The sequence below is a fragment of the Paenibacillus mesophilus genome (assembly GCF_005938385.1).
Lineage (GTDB): Bacteria > Bacillota > Bacilli > Paenibacillales > NBRC-103111 > Paenibacillus_AB > Paenibacillus_AB mesophilus.
Genome location: NZ_VCRA01000007.1, coordinates 304,984 through 321,662, shown reverse-complemented (window position 1 = coordinate 321,662; position 16,679 = coordinate 304,984). Strand labels below are relative to the sequence as shown.

The 16,679-nt window shown below is 54.2% G+C and carries 12 protein-coding genes; all 12 read left to right on the top strand.

Features of this window, described 5'->3' with window-relative positions; all coding sequences use genetic code 11:
* Window positions 1-168: 168 nt before the first annotated feature.
* A complete protein-coding gene (locus tag FE783_RS15725; RefSeq protein WP_138880331.1) occupies window positions 169-888 on the top strand; it encodes an HAD family hydrolase in 720 nt (239 codons plus the stop codon).
* A 12-nt stretch (window positions 889-900) separates the two neighbouring features.
* Window positions 901-1,758, top strand: a complete 858-nt coding sequence (locus FE783_RS15720) for a MurR/RpiR family transcriptional regulator (protein ID WP_138880330.1) — start codon at window positions 901-903, stop codon at window positions 1,756-1,758.
* 23 nt (window positions 1,759-1,781) lie between these two features.
* Window positions 1,782-2,516: an MBL fold metallo-hydrolase gene (locus FE783_RS15715; RefSeq protein WP_138880329.1), complete on the top strand. Its 735-nt coding sequence runs from the start codon at window positions 1,782-1,784 to the stop codon at window positions 2,514-2,516.
* 21 nt (window positions 2,517-2,537) lie between these two features.
* Complete coding sequence (locus FE783_RS15710) at window positions 2,538-4,106, top strand: ABC transporter substrate-binding protein (protein ID WP_138880328.1); 1,569 nt, start codon at window positions 2,538-2,540, stop codon at window positions 4,104-4,106.
* A 14-nt stretch (window positions 4,107-4,120) separates the two neighbouring features.
* Entirely contained in the window at window positions 4,121-5,065 is a 945-nt protein-coding gene (locus FE783_RS15705; protein ID WP_138880327.1) for an ABC transporter permease, read from the top strand.
* 5 nt (window positions 5,066-5,070) lie between these two features.
* On the top strand, window positions 5,071-5,889 hold the full coding sequence (locus FE783_RS15700; protein WP_138880326.1) for an ABC transporter permease: 819 nt from the start codon (window positions 5,071-5,073) through the stop codon (window positions 5,887-5,889).
* A gap of 19 nt (window positions 5,890-5,908) precedes the next feature.
* Window positions 5,909-6,892: an ABC transporter ATP-binding protein gene (locus tag FE783_RS15695; RefSeq protein ID WP_138880325.1), complete on the top strand. Its 984-nt coding sequence runs from the start codon at window positions 5,909-5,911 to the stop codon at window positions 6,890-6,892.
* On the top strand, window positions 6,889-7,869 hold the full coding sequence (locus tag FE783_RS15690) for an ABC transporter ATP-binding protein (RefSeq protein WP_138880324.1): 981 nt from the start codon (window positions 6,889-6,891) through the stop codon (window positions 7,867-7,869). The genes FE783_RS15695 and FE783_RS15690 overlap by 4 nt, the downstream gene beginning before the upstream one ends.
* A complete protein-coding gene (locus tag FE783_RS15685) occupies window positions 7,866-8,678 on the top strand; it encodes a metallophosphoesterase (protein WP_138880323.1) in 813 nt (270 codons plus the stop codon). Before FE783_RS15690 ends, FE783_RS15685 begins: the two co-directional genes overlap by 4 nt.
* 103 nt (window positions 8,679-8,781) lie before the next feature.
* Window positions 8,782-10,491 (top strand): WG repeat-containing protein, encoded by a 1,710-nt coding sequence (locus FE783_RS15680; RefSeq protein ID WP_158301829.1) that lies wholly within the window; start codon window positions 8,782-8,784, stop codon window positions 10,489-10,491.
* Window positions 10,467-10,616, top strand: a complete 150-nt coding sequence (locus FE783_RS38990; protein ID WP_420799747.1) for a WG repeat-containing protein — start codon at window positions 10,467-10,469, stop codon at window positions 10,614-10,616. Before FE783_RS15680 ends, FE783_RS38990 begins: the two co-directional genes overlap by 25 nt.
* Before the next feature lie 596 nt (window positions 10,617-11,212).
* On the top strand, window positions 11,213-16,648 hold the full coding sequence (locus FE783_RS15670; RefSeq protein ID WP_138880320.1) for a hypothetical protein: 5,436 nt from the start codon (window positions 11,213-11,215) through the stop codon (window positions 16,646-16,648).
* Window positions 16,649-16,679 lie beyond the last annotated feature (31 nt).

The window sequence follows — 16,679 nt, the reverse complement described above, 5'->3', positions numbered from 1 at the left end:
ACAGCTCCGAACCACCCTTACTTCCCGCCTCGACTGAAACATTTACGAAATCTCCAACTGGATTTTACGTTGCGCGAATACTCGCTCTCTATGATGAAGGTGAAGGAAATGAAACATTTATCACTTTATGAAGGAAATCTTTCAAGAATCGGGAGACGTGGGGACGGCATGATTCGTTATTTATGGTTTGACCTCGGGTACACGTTGGTCAGAACGAACCGGGAAGAAGTGTATCAGAAGGTGCTGCTCGAACGTTTCGATGTATTCCGGAATGCGGATGAAATCGCAATCGCCTATCATCGGACGGACAAGCTGTTCATGCGGGAATTTCAAGGCGTTCTCGGCAAAGACAGCCGGGCATTCCTGCCTTGGTATATCGGTACGCTGAACTATTTCCTGCGGCTGGCGCTGCCGATCGAGGAGGTCACTCAAGCTTATCGGGCTTTGGCTCAGGAATGGCCGATACGTTGGAAAGCTTACGAAGGCGCGCGGCAAACCCTCCAACATTTGCGAAGCCTCGGATTTCGACTCGGTCTTATTTCCAATTGGGACGAGTCGGCCCGGACCGTACTGGCGCAGAACGGGTTGGACGCGGAGCTGGACGACATTATCGTCTCCTCGGAGGTAGGCGTGGAGAAGCCGAATCCGGATATTTTCCGGTTGGCCATGGACAGAGCGAACGTAACGGCAAACGAATGCCTCTATATCGGAGACAACTACTACGACGATGTCATAGGCAGCCAGAAAATCGGCATGCACTGTTTGCTTATCAATGCATATGGAAACCGGGGTGTCGAAGAGCTCTCGTATTACCCCATCATATCCGGCATACACGATGTGGCTGCGTACTTGGGGCACCCTCGCGTACCGCAGGAGATCAACCGGTAAGGAGTCATGGCGATGTCGACGATCGCGGATAGAATCGAAGAGCAATTCGACGCGCTTAGCGTCGCGCAGAAGAAAGTGGCGCATTACATCCAGGCCAACATGCAGGATGCGGTCATGGAGTCGGCGCAGAAGATCGCGGGCAAGTCCGGGGTCAGCGAGGCGACGGTGCATCGTTTGGCTCAGGCTTTGGCTTATCCGAACTTCTCGGGCATGCTTCATGATTTGCGCCGACACGTGATGAAAGACCAGCGCGCGGTCAAAAATTTTCTGCACTCGACCAGCCATCAGGAAGATTCCTGGATCGAGAAGCACTTCGTCCAGGAAATCGAAAACGTGCGGGAAACGATGGCGTGGACGGACAAGGCGCAAATCCGTCAAGCCGCCCGGATGCTGCTGGATGCGGACCGGATCTGGATCGCCGGATGGCGGATGGGGCTGTCGGTCACTTCGTTTTTCAGCTTCGTCCTGAAATATATGCTGGGCAATTGCGAGCTGATTCCCCAGGGAGGTGTTGCGGAATACGCGTCTTACATCAAGCCCGGTGACCTCGTGTTCGCCTGCGGTTTTCCCAGATATTGCTCGCGGACGTTGAAAGTGTCGACGCTGGCCAAGGAGCAGGGAACGAAAGTGATTGCGCTGACCGATTCCGGGCTGTCCCCGTTTGCGAAGCTGGCCGATTTATCGCTCTTCGCGGCATGCAAATCGACCGGATTCCTCGATTCGTATACGGCGGCGCTATCGGTTACGAACGCCCTCATCAACGAAATCTCCCATCTGGAGAAAGAGCGGGTCAAGCTCAATATCGAGAAGATGGAAGTGATGTTCAAGGCGTTCCAGGACAACTTCGAGTGGATGAACCGGTCGCGATAAATCCCGCGGGAAAGGATATTCGGATGGATATTACCGTAATCGGCTGTTGGGGGGCTTACCCCGAGAAAAACGAGGCGACCTCGGGTTACTTGGTGGAAAGCGAGGGCAGCAAAATCTTGCTCGATTGCGGCAGCGGCGTGCTGTCCCGGCTGCAAAACCATTGCCCGCTCGAGGAACTGGACGCCGTCGTCCTTACCCATACGCACGCCGACCATATCGCGGACGTATACAGCCTGGAGTTTGCCATTCTCATTCTGATGCGGATCGGCAGGCGAACGAAACCGCTCGACATATACGTAAACGGCGAAGAACGCGGCGGCCTGACTTTCGAATATCCGGAGAACGTTCGCGTCCATTCGATCCGGGCAGGCACGGTGTTGACCATCGGAGAGGTAAAACTGGAATTTTCCGAGAACATGCACGATATTCCGTGTCTCGCGGTCAAGCTGACGTCGCGGGAAGGAAAAACGCTCGTCTATTCCGGCGATACGGGCTACTGCCAAGCCATTATCGATTTTTCCCGGAATGTGGACGTTCTGTTGATCGAAAGCAGCTTCTACGATTGGCAGGCAGGCATCATGAAATGGCATTTGACAGCCGGCGAAGCGGGGCGGATCGCGGCACTGGCCGGCGCGGGGCAAACGATCTTGACGCATTTCCCCCATTACGGAGAGCTTAACCAGCTCGTTGCGGAAGCTTCAAGGCACTATGCAGGACAAATTCGATTGGCCCATTGCGGCATGCAAATCAACATTTGAGATTGGAAAGGGGTTTTTCTCTTGTTGAAGCTCAAGAAAACGATCGTGGCCGGGTTCTCCGTATTGATGATCGCATCGATAGCTATGTCCGGCTGCGGCAACGGCGGCAGCGGTAAACCCGGCAATAGCGGCAATAGCGCTCCGGCCTCTCAGGCCAAAGGCGAGAAAGTTTCCGGCGGCACCGTGCGGGTGGCGATGGCGACCGAGCCGGATAATCTGGACCCGTATTTGTCCGCGGCGACGGATACCGGCTCGATGATGGACAACGTATTCGACGGCTTGTTCGAAGCGGGCGAGAACAGCGACCTGATTCCGGCAATCGCGGAGTCTTACAAGATCTCCGAGGACGGCTTGACGTACACGTTCGTATTGAGGAAAGGAATCAAGTTCCATAACGGTTCGGATCTTACCTCGAAGGATGTCTATTATTCTTATGCGAAATTATCCGGGTTGAACGGGAAAAAACCGCTCTCCTCGAAGTTCGCCGCAATCGAGTCGATCGACACGCCGGACGACTATACCGTAGTGATCAAGCTCAAAGCCAAGGACGCGGCGTTCCTCGCAGCCAACATCGTCGCGATCGTCCCGAAAGACTACGAAGGGCAAAGCGCGAAGCCGATCGGCGCCGGTCCGTTCAAGTTCGCAGCCTATACACCGGGGCAGCAGCTCGTTCTGGAGAAAAACGAAAACTTCTACGACAAAGAACATAAACCGATGCTCGACCGTGTGGAATTCAAGTTCATGCCGGATTCGAACGCCTCCGTGCTAGCCCTGAAATCCGGGGATATCGACATGGTTCCGGGCATATCTGCGCAAGGCGCGCTCCAGCTCGGGAACGGGTTCTCGATCGTGTCCGGACCGCAAAACATGGTTCAGCTCATGGCGCTGAACAATTCCGTGCAGCCGCTAAACGACGTTAAAGTCCGCCAGGCCATCAACTACGCGATCGACAAGGACGTCATCATCAAGACGGTCGCGGAAGGTAACGGAGTCAAGCTCGGCTCCAACATGAGTCCGGCCATGAAAATGTATTACAAGGAAGGATTGGACAAGCGTTACGCGCCGAGCGCCGAACAAGCGAAGAAGCTGCTGAAGGAAGCGGGATACGAGAACGGATTCAAGCTGACGATTACGGTTCCGTCCAACTATAAATTCCACGTCGACACGGCCCAAGTCATTGCCGAGCAATTGAAAACCGTCGGCATCCAAGCGACGATCAAGCAAATCGAATGGAGCAGCTGGCTGGAGGACGTGTATAACAATGCGAAATACGAAGCTACGATTATCGGACTCACGGGCAAGCTCGATCCGCATGAGGTGCTGGGGCGCTACGAAACGACTTACTCGAAAAACTTCTATAAGTTCAGCAACGGCGAATTCGACAATCTCGTAGGCCGCGCCCGTCTGGAAATCGATGCGAACAAGCGGGCCGAGCTGTACAAGCAAGCTCAGACGATACTTACCGAACAGGCCGTCGCGTTCTTTATTATGGACCCGAGCCGCTCGGTTGCGATGAAAGGCAATTTGCACGGCTTTAAGATGTACCCGATTCAGAAATACGACTTCGCAGCCATGTACTACTCGAAGTAACGAGGGATCGCCAGGTGAGATTTTATATCCGGAAGCTGGTTACATTAGGTTCGACCGTCTTGCTCGTATCGGTCATTACGTTTCTGGTCTTTCAAATATTGCCGGGCGACCCTGCCGAGATCGTCCTCGGCGTAGACGCGGACCCGCATCAGCTCGCCGAGCTGCGCAAGACGATGGGACTGGAGCGCCCGGCCGCGGAACGGTACTTGTCCTGGATCAAGGATACGGCTGCCGGCGATTTGGGCCATTCGCTCCGCTACCATCGTCCGGTGGCGGATATCGTGGCGGAACGTCTGCCCGTGACGGTGTCGCTTGCGCTGATGTCCTTGGGACTCACCTTGCTCGTGGGTATTCCCCTCGGCATCTATATCGCGCGGAAGGACGGCAAGCTCCCGGCGCTGCTGTTATCCGTATTCACCCAACTGGGCCTCGCGGTACCGTCGTTTTGGCTCGCGTTCATCTTGGTTTTATTGTTCTCCGTTACGTTAAGATGGTTTCCGACTTTCGGTTACGTCCCTTGGAGCGAGGATCCGGTGCGAGCGTTCAAATCGCTGTTTTTGCCATCGGTTGCGCTCGCCGTTCCCGGCATCGCCGTCGTAATCCGCTATTTGCGCAATACGCTGCTCGATCAGTCCCGCATGGATTACGTACGTACCGCAAAAAGCAAAGGGCTCGGCGACAATATCGTCATGTACCGTCATATTTTGCGCAATTCGCTCATTCCCGTGCTTACCATCGTTGGCTTGCTGATCGCCGATACATTGGGAGGCAGCATCGTCGTGGAAAATGTATTCGCATTGCCGGGACTCGGCAATCTGCTGATCACCTCGATCGGCACGCGCGATTTGCCGCTGCTGCAAACGATGGTGCTCTACGTTACGGTTATCGTCGTCTGCATCAATTTTATCGTCGATATGCTGTATATGGTCGTTGATCCGCGCATTCGACTGAAAAGGTGAACAAGATGAAATGGAAACAGCTGGTCCGCAGCAAGCCGATGATGATCGGCGCGAGTTTGATCGCCCTGCTCTTTGCGCTCATGATGACGAGCTTGTTCTATACTCCGTACGGACCGAACGAGATGAACACCGCGATGAGACTTGCCCATCCGCAGCCTTCCCATTGGTGGGGGACGGATAATTTCGGGCGCGATATATTCAGCCGGATCATGGAAGGGACACAAACCGCTTTTCTGATCGGCTTCTCGTCGGTGGCGATCGGTTTGATCTTCGGCTTGCTGGTCGGCGCGGTGGCCGGTTATTCCGGCGGATGGCTGGACGAAGTTCTGATGCGGATCATCGATGCGAAGCTGGCGTTCCCGGGCATATTGCTGGCTATTATGCTCGTCACCGTATTCGGTCCCGGGCTCGGCAATACGATCGTCGCCCTTGGCGTCATGAGCATCCCCGCGTTTTCCAGAATCGCCCGCAGCGGTTTTATCCAATACAAGGAATTCGCTTTCGTCAAAGCGGCGACGGCGAGAGGGGCGGGGCCGCTGCGCATCGTATTTCACCACATCCTGCCCAATATCGCTTCGCCGCTTATCGTAGCCGCCTCCTTAAGATTTTCCGGGTCCATCCTCGCCGAAGCGGGGCTGAGCTACTTGGGGCTGGGCGTACAGCCGCCCAATCCGAGCTGGGGCAGAATGCTGAGCGAAGCCCAGCCTTTCATCGTGAATGCTCCATGGTATGTCCTCATTACGGGCGCGGTCATTACGACGATGGTTCTCGGATTCAATCTGCTGGGAGACGGGTTAAGGGACGTTTACGACAACAAGGGATAAGTTAGGGGGAGTAGCCGCCATGGCAAACGCCTTGCTTGAGCTGCGGGATGTGGAAGTCGCCTTTACGATCGGGAAGAGGACGTACCCGGCGCTGCAGCAAATCACGTTTCAGGTCGGGGAAAAGGAGACGGTCGGCATCGTCGGCGAGTCGGGATGCGGGAAAAGTTTGACGTCGTTGTCCGTGATGGGGCTGCTGCCCGAGACGGCCGCGATGACGGGAGGCGGGATCTTGCTTAACGGCAAGCCCATGGAGCCGGCGTCCAGGGATGGATGGAGCGCGGTCAGAGGCAAGCAAGTTTCGATGATTTTCCAGAATCCGATGTCGGCGCTCAATCCGCTCATGCCGGTCGGCAAGCAGATTGCGGAGATGGCCATGGCCCATCTATCCGTATCGAAGCAGGAAGCGAAACGGCTCGCGACGGACATGATGGCCAAGGTCGGCCTATCCCGGGTGGAGCGACTGTACGAGGACTATCCCCACCTCCTATCCGGCGGCATGATGCAAAGAATCATGATCGCGATGGCTTTAATCTGCACGCCGAAGCTGCTGATCGCCGACGAACCGACCACGGCGCTCGACGTGACGATTCAGGCGCAAATTTTGGATTTGCTGCGGGAGATGAATCGTTCGACAGGCACATCGATTCTTTTCATCTCCCATGATCTTGGCGTTATTCGGGAAGTTTGCGACCGGGTGATCGTCATGTACGCCGGCTATATCGTGGAAGACGCTCCCTTAGAGGAGCTGCTGGATCACCCGAAGCATCCTTATACCGCAGGGCTGCTGCAGTCGCTGCCAAGCGCCGACAAAAGGGGCGGTCCGCTCTATACGATTCCCGGCCGGGTTCCTTCGATCGCCGATCGGCGATCCGGATGCCCGTTCGCGGGACGTTGTCCGAGCGTTTCGGACCTGTGCGAGTCGACTACTCCCGAACTGCGGCAGACGGCGGCCCATCACCGGGTCCGGTGCCATTTGTATGCGGACGGAGGAATGGCTCTATGACCGAAGCGTTGATCCGGGCCAGTTCGCTGGCCAAGCATTATCCCGTCTCCAAGCAGGGGCTGCTTGCGAAACGGCAAGTTTTGCGGGCGGTGGACGGCGTTTCTTTCCGAATCGCGGAGGGAGAAATTTTCGGGCTGGTCGGCGAAAGCGGCTGCGGCAAATCCACGACGGGCCAACTGCTCGTACAGCTGGTGAAGCAAACGGCGGGAGACATTTATTACCGGGGCCGCAACTTAAGCGGGCTATCGGGAAGCGAGATGAAATCGCTTCGCCGGGACATTCAAATCGTGTTTCAAGATCCGTATTCTTCCTTGAATCCGAAAAAGACGATCGGCTGGATTCTCGAAGAGCCGCTGATCATTCACCGGATCGGAGACAAGCGGACGAGACGGAAGATCGTTGCCGAGACGCTGGAGCAGGTCGGGCTGGACCCCGGCTATGCGAGCCGCTACCCACATGAATTGAGCGGTGGGCAAAGGCAGCGTGTCGGAATCGCTGCCGCTCTCGTGCTGTCACCCAAGTTCATCGTCATCGACGAGGCGGTGTCCGCGCTCGACGTATCCGTGCAGTCGCAAATTTTGAACTTGTTGAAACAGCTGCAGCAGAAGCGGGGCTTGACGTATCTGTTTATTTCCCACGATCTGAACGTCGTGGAGTACATCAGCGATCGGGTAGGCGTCATGTATTTGGGGAAAATGGTGGAAATATTCGATGCCGGCGCGGCGGGGGGAGAGCCGCTCCATCCTTACACCCGAGCGCTATTCTCGTCCGTTCCCGACGTGAAGAAGAGAAAGGAACGGGTGATGCTTCAAGGCGAAGTGCCGAGCCCGATCGATCCGCCGGGCGGCTGCGCGTTTCACCCCAGATGTCCGCACGCGATGGACAAATGCCGCGATGTCGCTCCGGAGTTGAGAATCGTCGGCCCCGGCCGCGAGGTGAGCTGCCATTTATACGAGGAGGCGAACGATACACCGTGAAATTGGGCGTCATATCGGATTTGCACGTGGATCTTAACGAGGTTCCAAGCGAACCGCCGATCGAAGAAGCGTTGCTCGAGGTTGCGGGCGAAAGCGGGCTGGACGGCCTCATTATCGCCGGAGATATTTCGAACGACGCGAACCGCAGTCTCGCCGTCCTTCAATTGTTGAAGGAGCGCTGCGGCTATCCCGTTCTTTTCGTCCCCGGCAATCACGATTACTGGAGCAAGGACAATGGCATCCGGGATACATGGCACCTATACCGGCAGTTTCAAACGTTCGACGGATGCTTGAGCGAGAGGCCATACGAGCTCGGGAACGAATGGGTCGTGATCGGAAATTCCGGCTGGTATGATTACACAATGGGCGAACCGGACTATTCGTTCGACGAATTTGAGCGCATGCACGCGATGGACCGGACATGGCAGGACAGCCTTTATGTGGACTGGGGAATGAGCAACCGCGACATTCACCGCTATTTTTACGAGCGCATGGAACGGGATTTGGCGGAACACCGCGGCAGACCGATTGTGATGGTCACGCACATGCTGGCGCACCCGTATTTCAAAGTGCCGATGCCCCACCCGCAGTGGTCTTACTTCAATGCCTTTCTCGGAAGCGCGGAATATGCCGATCTTTACCGGCAATATGGCGTGCGTTACGGCATTATGGGCCATGTACATTATCGGAAAACATATGCCGATCAGGGAACGGAAATGGTCTGCGCTTGCCTCGGATATCGCAAGGAGTGGCGGAAAGCTTCGGCGGTTGAAGAAATTCGCGACTGTTTACAAATCTTATCCCTATGATGGGGAACAAGGCGACTCTCGTTCATTTTGCGAACTAGGGTCGTCTTTTTACTGCAGATCCGATATAGTAGAGGAAAATACTGCTAAAGGGGTTTGTCCATCCATGATGCCCGCTTTCTTATTCAGCAAATCCGTACTGAACAAAGTGATCGGATTGACGATCGCCGCCGCCCTCGTATGGCCAACTTCGCTCGGAGCGCAAAGCGGAGAAGAGCTTCGTATCGAGTTGAACAGTCGGCCCGTTAAGCCAGCTCCCGTCGTGCATGATGGGACCGCTTTCGTTCCATTTCGCTCGGCTCTCGAACAGCTCGGCTTGACCGTCGAATGGAGCGAGAAGGAGAAATCGATTCAAGGCGCGAATGATCGGTATCGCATCAAACTATTTTTGGGGAGCCGGCAAGGCTATGTCAACGATAAAGCCGTCACGCTGGAGCACCCCCCGGAATTGAGCCAAGGCACCGTATTCGTGCCGCTGCGGTTTATCGCGGAGTGCGTAGGAGGTTCGGTCGGCTGGGACGAGGAAACGAAGACGATCAAGCTGATGACGACCGACGAAGAAAACCTGCTGCGGGCGATTGAACAAAGGGACGTTGCGCGTGCGCTAAACTTAATCGGCGAAGGAGCATACGTCAACTATACGAACGGCGGCAAGCAAAACGTGCTGGAACTGGCGATTCATAACGTCCCGGAACTCGTTCCGGAGCTTCTCCGTGCGGGAGCGGTCGCGAATTCGCGCGGGATCGATGGGGATTATCCTCTTCACAAGGCGGTTCGGCTGGGCGATGTCAAGTTGGTGGAAGCGCTGCTGACGGGCGGTGCGGATGTCAGGGCGGTAAATGCGAGCGGCCAGACGCCGTTGCAGCTAGCCCAAGTGATGGCTGCCTTGAGTCGGAATGAGGACCAGCGAATCGTTCAGCTTTTGACCGATGCTCCGACTGTGCCCTTATCCGAAGAGCTGCTGCTTCCGCTTAAAAAGAACGGACTATACGGATACATAAACCGGTTAGGCGATTGGATCATTGCACCGCAATACACAAGTGCCGATTTGTTTCACGACGGCTTGGCCGTTATCGAGGTAAATGAGGGAAGCTTGAAATTATCCGGGTATATCGACTGGCAAGGAAATACGGTAATTGAACCCGTTTACAATATGGCTACTCCTTTTCGGCACGGCATGGCGGCTGTTGGCGTATATAAAAATAATAATATCGAGCAGTGGTTCATCAACAAAGACAATGAGAGGTTGTTCCCGACTACGTATAATTTGGTTACCTACTTCTCGGACAATCGGATTACAGTGTATACCGGTCAATTTCTGGGGGAACTGACCATGGGGTATATCGATCTAAATGGCCGGGAAGTGATCCCTCCGCAATATGAGCCTAATTTTTCGATGGATTCCGGGTTTCACGAAGGACTGGCTGCCGTCTCGCCCGATCGGAAGCGTTGGGGTTATATCGATGAGGACGGTAAAACGGCTATCCCATACATTTATGAACGGGTAGGGGGCTTCAGCCAAAATAGAGCCGACGTCAAACTTCCGTCCGAAAAATTGTGGGGCTATATCGACCGGAAAGGCCAAATGGCGATCGAGCCCGCCTACACCGCCACCGGCGATTTTTCCGAAGGACTGGCCGGCGTTCAAGTCGATACGGACAATGGACCTGCATGGGGGTTCATCGATACGGAAGGCAGCATGGTCATTTCCCCGCGGTTTTTCGACGTCCGAATGTTTGGAGAAGGTGTCGCCCCGGCGCGGTTAAAAGGAAAACCGGCAAGTGGGGGTATATCGATAAGAAGGGGAATTGGGTAATCCTCCCGGCATTCGACTACGCCGAATCTTTCGAGAACGGCGTCGCCAGAGTGACGGTCGGCAAGGATGACGATGCAGTCGAGTTTTATATCGACGCAACGGGCAGATCGATTGGCGGGCGGTGATCCGATCTATATAAGTTGAACTATTGATTGGCTGTCGTTCCATTCCGAAAGGGATTACCTTGCAGCTTCAGACAGGTTGTTTTGAGTTTCTTTTATTTGATTGGCCTTCGGACTGTAGAAACTCCAGGCTTACGAAGCTAGCTTTCTGTAGAAAGCTCTCAAAGCCAAACTCGCTTACAAGGTAATTCCCTTTCTCCATTGCACTTGGCTTTCTCAGGGCAGCTTTAGTTCAACTTATCTAGCCCGGATTTCTAAATAAAATAAGATTACTTCTTACATGAAAGTCGCTTATGCAGCGGCTTTTTTTCTTTTTCTCGAACGACCGATAAATCAACAAAAACTTCCGGGCACATCAATTGGGAACCGAATTTTTATGTTGAAAAATGATTAAAACCATGTATTTTCGCCTGTTTTCGACAAACTGTTTAGATTGTGTTTAGAGCCGCTATTTATAATAAATCGATGCTTGTACTAGGACAGGAGTTTCAAGGGAGGCTTTTGCGTGTCAATTCGCGGGAAGATTCCGTGCCTGAATCACGAATGGTCATATGAATCCAAAGTACTAGTTGCCATGACTTTAGGAGGGAGCTCGGTTCGTGATTAATTACAGAATGATGTCCAAATGGATAGCCGTTAGTTTAACCCTATGTTTGATCGTATCGCTGCTGCCCGTATGGGGAGCTAACGTGGCGCATGCGGCCGATGACGAGACGATCTTATTGGACGGAACGAAAATCGGCAATACGACCGTCCAAGCGGACAATGCGTTTCGGAACTTTAATGTTGGCGGCGGCGGATTTGCAAGTTCTCCGGGGTTTGTGCAAACCGAGCAGGACAAAGACATCCAGATTTATGCCGACGGTTCGATGACTTCTACTGACTGGGCTACCGTACAATTTGAAATTAGAGTGAAAGACAACGAGCTGCTAAAGGCAATCGCGGAAGGCGGGAACGCCGAAATCGTTGTTGGGTGGAATAAACTAAAATATGATTCGGGATTCTTATGGACGTCGGCTTCCGCCGCATCTTTCAGTATCATACCTCCAATTGGAGAAAGAACCGTCGTATTGAGCGGCGATAGCGGCGATGCCGAGGGAACAATCGGATACACGGAAGCCACGGCAAAAATTGAAGCCGAATCGATCATCCATATCGCAGCTTTCGTAGAGGATGAAGATGCCGGCATAGAAGGTCTGTTCATCAAATTTCAAGACAAAGTACGCCCGGAGCTGGAGAGCTATACGTTCACGGGCGACGGAGTGGAGCGGAAGAATAAGAAAGGCCAGCCCGAGCTGTACGCCAAGCAGGGCGAGAAAATATCGCTGACTTATAACTTCAGCGAGCCGGTCCGGCCGACGGCATTAAATTCCGGCTACAACGATCATTTTCTCCGTCATCCATTTTTTACGAATCCTCCCGGAGACGGACTGCCAACCCAAGGTCTGGAGCAATTTCTTATCAATACGACATATACGGCTGCGGATTTCGCGGGCACGTTTCTGAATGTCCCGCTTCATAAAGACATCAATTATACATACACGGCGTCCAAATACCATCACAGCGGCAATCTTCCGGTGAAGCCGCGCATGAAGCCGTCCGACGCGCTGGCGGGCATGAATCGTGGACCGCTGGATACGAGCATGGAAGAGAAGCTTCAGGGCGCGAATTTTATCGATGCGGCAGGAAATCGAATCAAACCGTTCACGCTTCCTCTTAAAGGTAGCAATAGCGATGACAACTTGATGGAAGTAAGGGACGAACTCGTCAACCCGTTCGATTACGACAGCGGCGCCTACCGCGTTATCATCGATGCCGTCGCGCCGAAATATTCCAAGGTCGGCAACGGGATTCAGCCCGAAATCGTCACCGGGGTGACGGCGAACAATCTGGACGTAATGGATTTTACCGTGCAATTCTCCGAGGATGTTGTCCCAAGAGACGACCGCAACGGAAATCCTTATGCATCGAACGACATGTACCTGCTTTTCAACAATGGCATGAGAGCCTACTACTATGATCAGGTAAACAATGACAATCTCGGCTACGGCACGAAAAACGTACGCTTCCGGATGGTTATTCCGGATGGGGTGACGGTGGAGACGCCTCTTCTGAAGGTGCTCGCCCTGACGCATGACCGAAAGGATGCCGGGTATCCGGCGGACAGCCAATTCTTGGCCAAGGATAAGGATGTCATTCAGGACTATGCGGGCAATTTGCTGATCCAACCGGCCAACTACGATGGCGTTCATGTAGACGGCGACAGCTCGAACGTCAATTCCAAAATCGACTGGGCCAAATTTTCGGTGGACAATACGAAACCGATCATCAGCTTCCATTATGAAAGCGAAGGAGCTACCGACGCGGTATACAAGAAGCGCGGCAAAATTACGATCGATGTCAACGATCCGCCGGTGCCGGTGCCGGTCATCGATCCCGAATACAATGCGGCTTCGAACTTCGAGCGACCGAGCCGGGGCATTTACCGCCCTTCGAATATGACCGGTCCGTCATCGCCTGCGGTAGGGCTCGTGTACTACGCTTGGACGCGAAACAGTCAAGACCCGCTTATCGATAAGATAGATTACCAGCTTGATGACCATTATGCGGCCGTCAAACGTTACTCTCTGTCGGCCAAGCAGCCCAGGGAAAACTTGTACCCGAACGATGCCGGCTATGCGAATCTGAACTTGAACGTCGTGAACAACAAGACGAACATGATTCCTCCGCCGGCCGAAGCGTTCACCGCCGAAGGCAGCGGGACGTGGTACTTGCACTCCTGGACGGCGGATATGACGTGGGATACGGCGCGGGAACTGATGCAGTACGAGAAGATGAAGAAGTTCAAAAAGGACCATGAGGCGCAATACGAAGCATGGAAAAACGAGGCTCCGGGCTCGGAGGCCGACAAAATCTTTTATGCGGACAACAAGGCGTTGGCGGCGGTAGGCCAGTACGACGATTTGAATGTCTGGGAGCTGGTCGATTTTAATAAAGACGACTCGAACTGGACGCACAACGTCGCTGCCTTGCAGTTGGACAACAAGGGACCGACGATCACGATAACGGGGTTGTCCAATAATAATTCCGCCAACGTGGAAGTGACGGCGACTATCACCGACGAGCACAGCGGTCTGAAGGAAGCATTCTATCAATGGGTCAAAGCGGGAGGTACGCCCGAGGACATCCAGTGGAAGCCGGTTATTCTGAACGGCAGCCAGTTCACGACCGGAACGAGGAACGAGGTATCCGAGGACGGGGACTATGTGCTGCATATGAAAGCGGCGGATATGCTGGGCAACTCGTCAAGCTTGGCAAGCGGGCCGGTGAAGGTGGATTCGAATGCGACAGTGAGCGGCACCTTCGCGGGAGGAATCGAAGACAAATATGTGCAAAGCCACGACATCCTGTTTTATTTGAACCGGCCGCAGACGCCGACCGTGAGCGCAGTTACTTATGACGTCTATACACCATCCGTCACGACGTTGACATACGGCGCGATGCAACTGCTCGCGGCTAATCCGTACCAGGTCAGTTACGCCTTCAGCTACAGTACGGTACGTCCGGACGGCGCTTCATTTGCCGCGCTTAACGGAATGGCGGCAAGTCCCGGCGGATTCGAGTATGTAGTGCCAGCCAACAAAGCGTTGAACGGCGTGCAGTATTTGCATATGACGGTGAAGGAAGCGACAAACGACCGTTACTACTATTTCAACAAGGCATATAAATTTGACAATCAGCCTCCTTCGGTCCAATTTTCCATGGAGGAGGATTTATATCCGAGAGCAAAACAAACCGTCGGCTTGGCGGTCAGCGATGTGCTGAATAAGGATAACCTGGTCGGCAAGTATCAATGGGTGAAAAAAGGCGACACGGCTCCCGATGCAAGCTCCGCATCATGGAAGGAATTGAAAGAAACGTCCGCTTCCGTCGATGCTACCGATCTGGCACCCGGAGAAGCGCAAGACTACAAGCTATACGTTTATGCTCGGGACGCCGCAGGCAATGAAACGGTAGTTTCTACCGCGGGCCATTTCAGAGTATCGAAGCCGGTTATCCAGCCGCCGGCTGACGCCAGGTCGGACCTGCTCTATGTGTTCGGGGACCAGACGGACGGTTACACCGCTATCGTACAGCTTAGTCTGGATGTTCTGGACAAGTCGGGCTACACGTACTCGATATCTCCCGACTATGGAAAGAGCTGGCTGAGATGGCGCTCGTATACGAACTTCGTCGCCGTCCAGGTGCCTTCCGCGAACGTACAAAACGGTCAAATCCAAGTCCGCTACAGAACGGGACCGCAGGCCGACGGCAGCGAAGGGACGATCGGGGAAGCAAAGCCGCTTCATACCGGGTCCGTATCCTTGACCGAGCCGGTATATGCGCTGGCGACACTCGGTACGGATCGGCCTGTTACTTCAACGAGCGGCGTGGATATTGATATTCAGACCCCGCTGGGCATCAAGGTTGTGCCTTCGGCGGTCAATCCTTCCGCGCCGGAGCGGAGCGGGAACCGGTTCCATGTCAACCGGAACGGCTACTATTCGTTCGATTTGACGGATGCGGCCAATCCCGACCGCAAGGCGACGCTTTATGCGGTCGTCAGCAATATAGATACGACGCCTCCTACGGGAACCGTCGAGAAGGTTTTGGCCGGTCTCGGTAAAACGGCGGGCAATGTGACCGTCAAGCTGAATCCGTCGGAGCCTGTGCGCATCACCAATAACAATGGAAGCAACAAGTACACGTTCAAGGAAAACGGCACTTTCACGTTCGAGTTTCTGGACGAGGCGGGCAACCGCGGTACGGCTGCGTATACGGAGACTAACATCGACCGGGAAGGGCCTAAAGTGAAAATCGCCCTCTCGTATACGAAAACCGACGGCACGGAATATGCGCGAATCGGTGCGGGTGATGGCGAGCTGATCGAAGGCGTCCGGCTGACGGTGGAGAAGGAATCGACGACTTCGGAGGAGTTTTTCGTTCATGACGGCAAGCCGACAACGGTTTATATGACGGCAAACGGTGTCGCCGAGTTTACGGTATATGACGCGCAGAACAACGTGACCATCGTCAGGGAATCGGTAAGCAATATCGTAAACACGGCTCCTCAAGCCGCCAAGATTGAATATACGCTTGTGGACGACAACGGGAATGTTTTGCCGGAGAGCGCCAAAGTGAACATTAACGGTCAATCGTATGCCAAAGGCAAAATAAAGGTTGAAATCAGCGGCCAAATATCGGCTCCGAACCGGGTATTCCTCGGAACGGCTCCCAACAAGCCCAATCCGGCCGTAGAGGAATATTCGAACCAAATCAGCGCGGCGGACGGAAGCTTCGCCACCTCTCGTCTGTTCTCGGCGGACGGTGCGCTTACGATAGCCATATCCGATCTGTTAGGCAATATGAACCGGATTCCGGTGACGGTCAAAGGATTGGACAATAAGGCGCCGGAGCTGACGCTAAATGCGGCGACAATCGGAGTGGCCCGGAACAAGCCGGACTTTGATTTCCGCAAAGATCTCGGGGGCTATACGGTTCGGGATAATGTATCGTCGCCGGACAACATTCAGGTGTCGATCAGCGGACTGGATCTTGCGAGGCTTGGGCGTCAAACCGTCACCTATATGGCGGTGGATCAGGTCGGCAACGCAGGCACGGCCACCCAAGAGGTTGTAGTAGTCGGCGGGGACGGCATGCTGATCTTCGGCAACGACACGCTGATCTCGGCGGCAAGTGCGGAGACGTCGATATTCGATACGAACAAGGTAATTTTCAAGATTACGGGCTTCGATCTAATGGAAATATCCGGTCAGAAGCTGACTAACGAAAAAGCGACTTACGACTTGTATTATTACTCGGGTCTGTTCCGCGAGGGGCAGATGAAAACGATCGCGACGAAGCTGACTCACCAGGAACTGGTTAGCGGAAATTACGAGGTGATCTTCCCGAAAACAGGCTGGTACACCATTATCGTACGGAATCAGGAGCGGGAACGCGAGTATGCGACTTTCTTCATTAGCAAGATGGAGTAAGGAATCGATCGCTTTATTCAGAAGGAGGCTC

Excerpts from the sequence above, each read along its gene's own strand:
- FE783_RS15725 (WP_138880331.1), top strand. The coding sequence starts at position 169 with ATGATTCGTTATTTATGGTTTGACCTCGGGTACACGTTGGTCAGAACG.
- FE783_RS15720 (WP_138880330.1), top strand. The coding sequence starts at position 901 with ATGTCGACGATCGCGGATAGAATCGAAGAGCAATTCGACGCGCTTAGC.
- FE783_RS15715 (WP_138880329.1), top strand. The coding sequence starts at position 1,782 with ATGGATATTACCGTAATCGGCTGTTGGGGGGCTTACCCCGAGAAAAAC.
- FE783_RS15700 (WP_138880326.1), top strand. The coding sequence starts at position 5,071 with ATGAAATGGAAACAGCTGGTCCGCAGCAAGCCGATGATGATCGGCGCG.
- FE783_RS15695 (WP_138880325.1), top strand. The coding sequence starts at position 5,909 with ATGGCAAACGCCTTGCTTGAGCTGCGGGATGTGGAAGTCGCCTTTACG.
- FE783_RS15690 (WP_138880324.1), top strand. The coding sequence starts at position 6,889 with ATGACCGAAGCGTTGATCCGGGCCAGTTCGCTGGCCAAGCATTATCCC.
- FE783_RS15680 (WP_158301829.1), top strand. The coding sequence starts at position 8,782 with ATGATGCCCGCTTTCTTATTCAGCAAATCCGTACTGAACAAAGTGATC.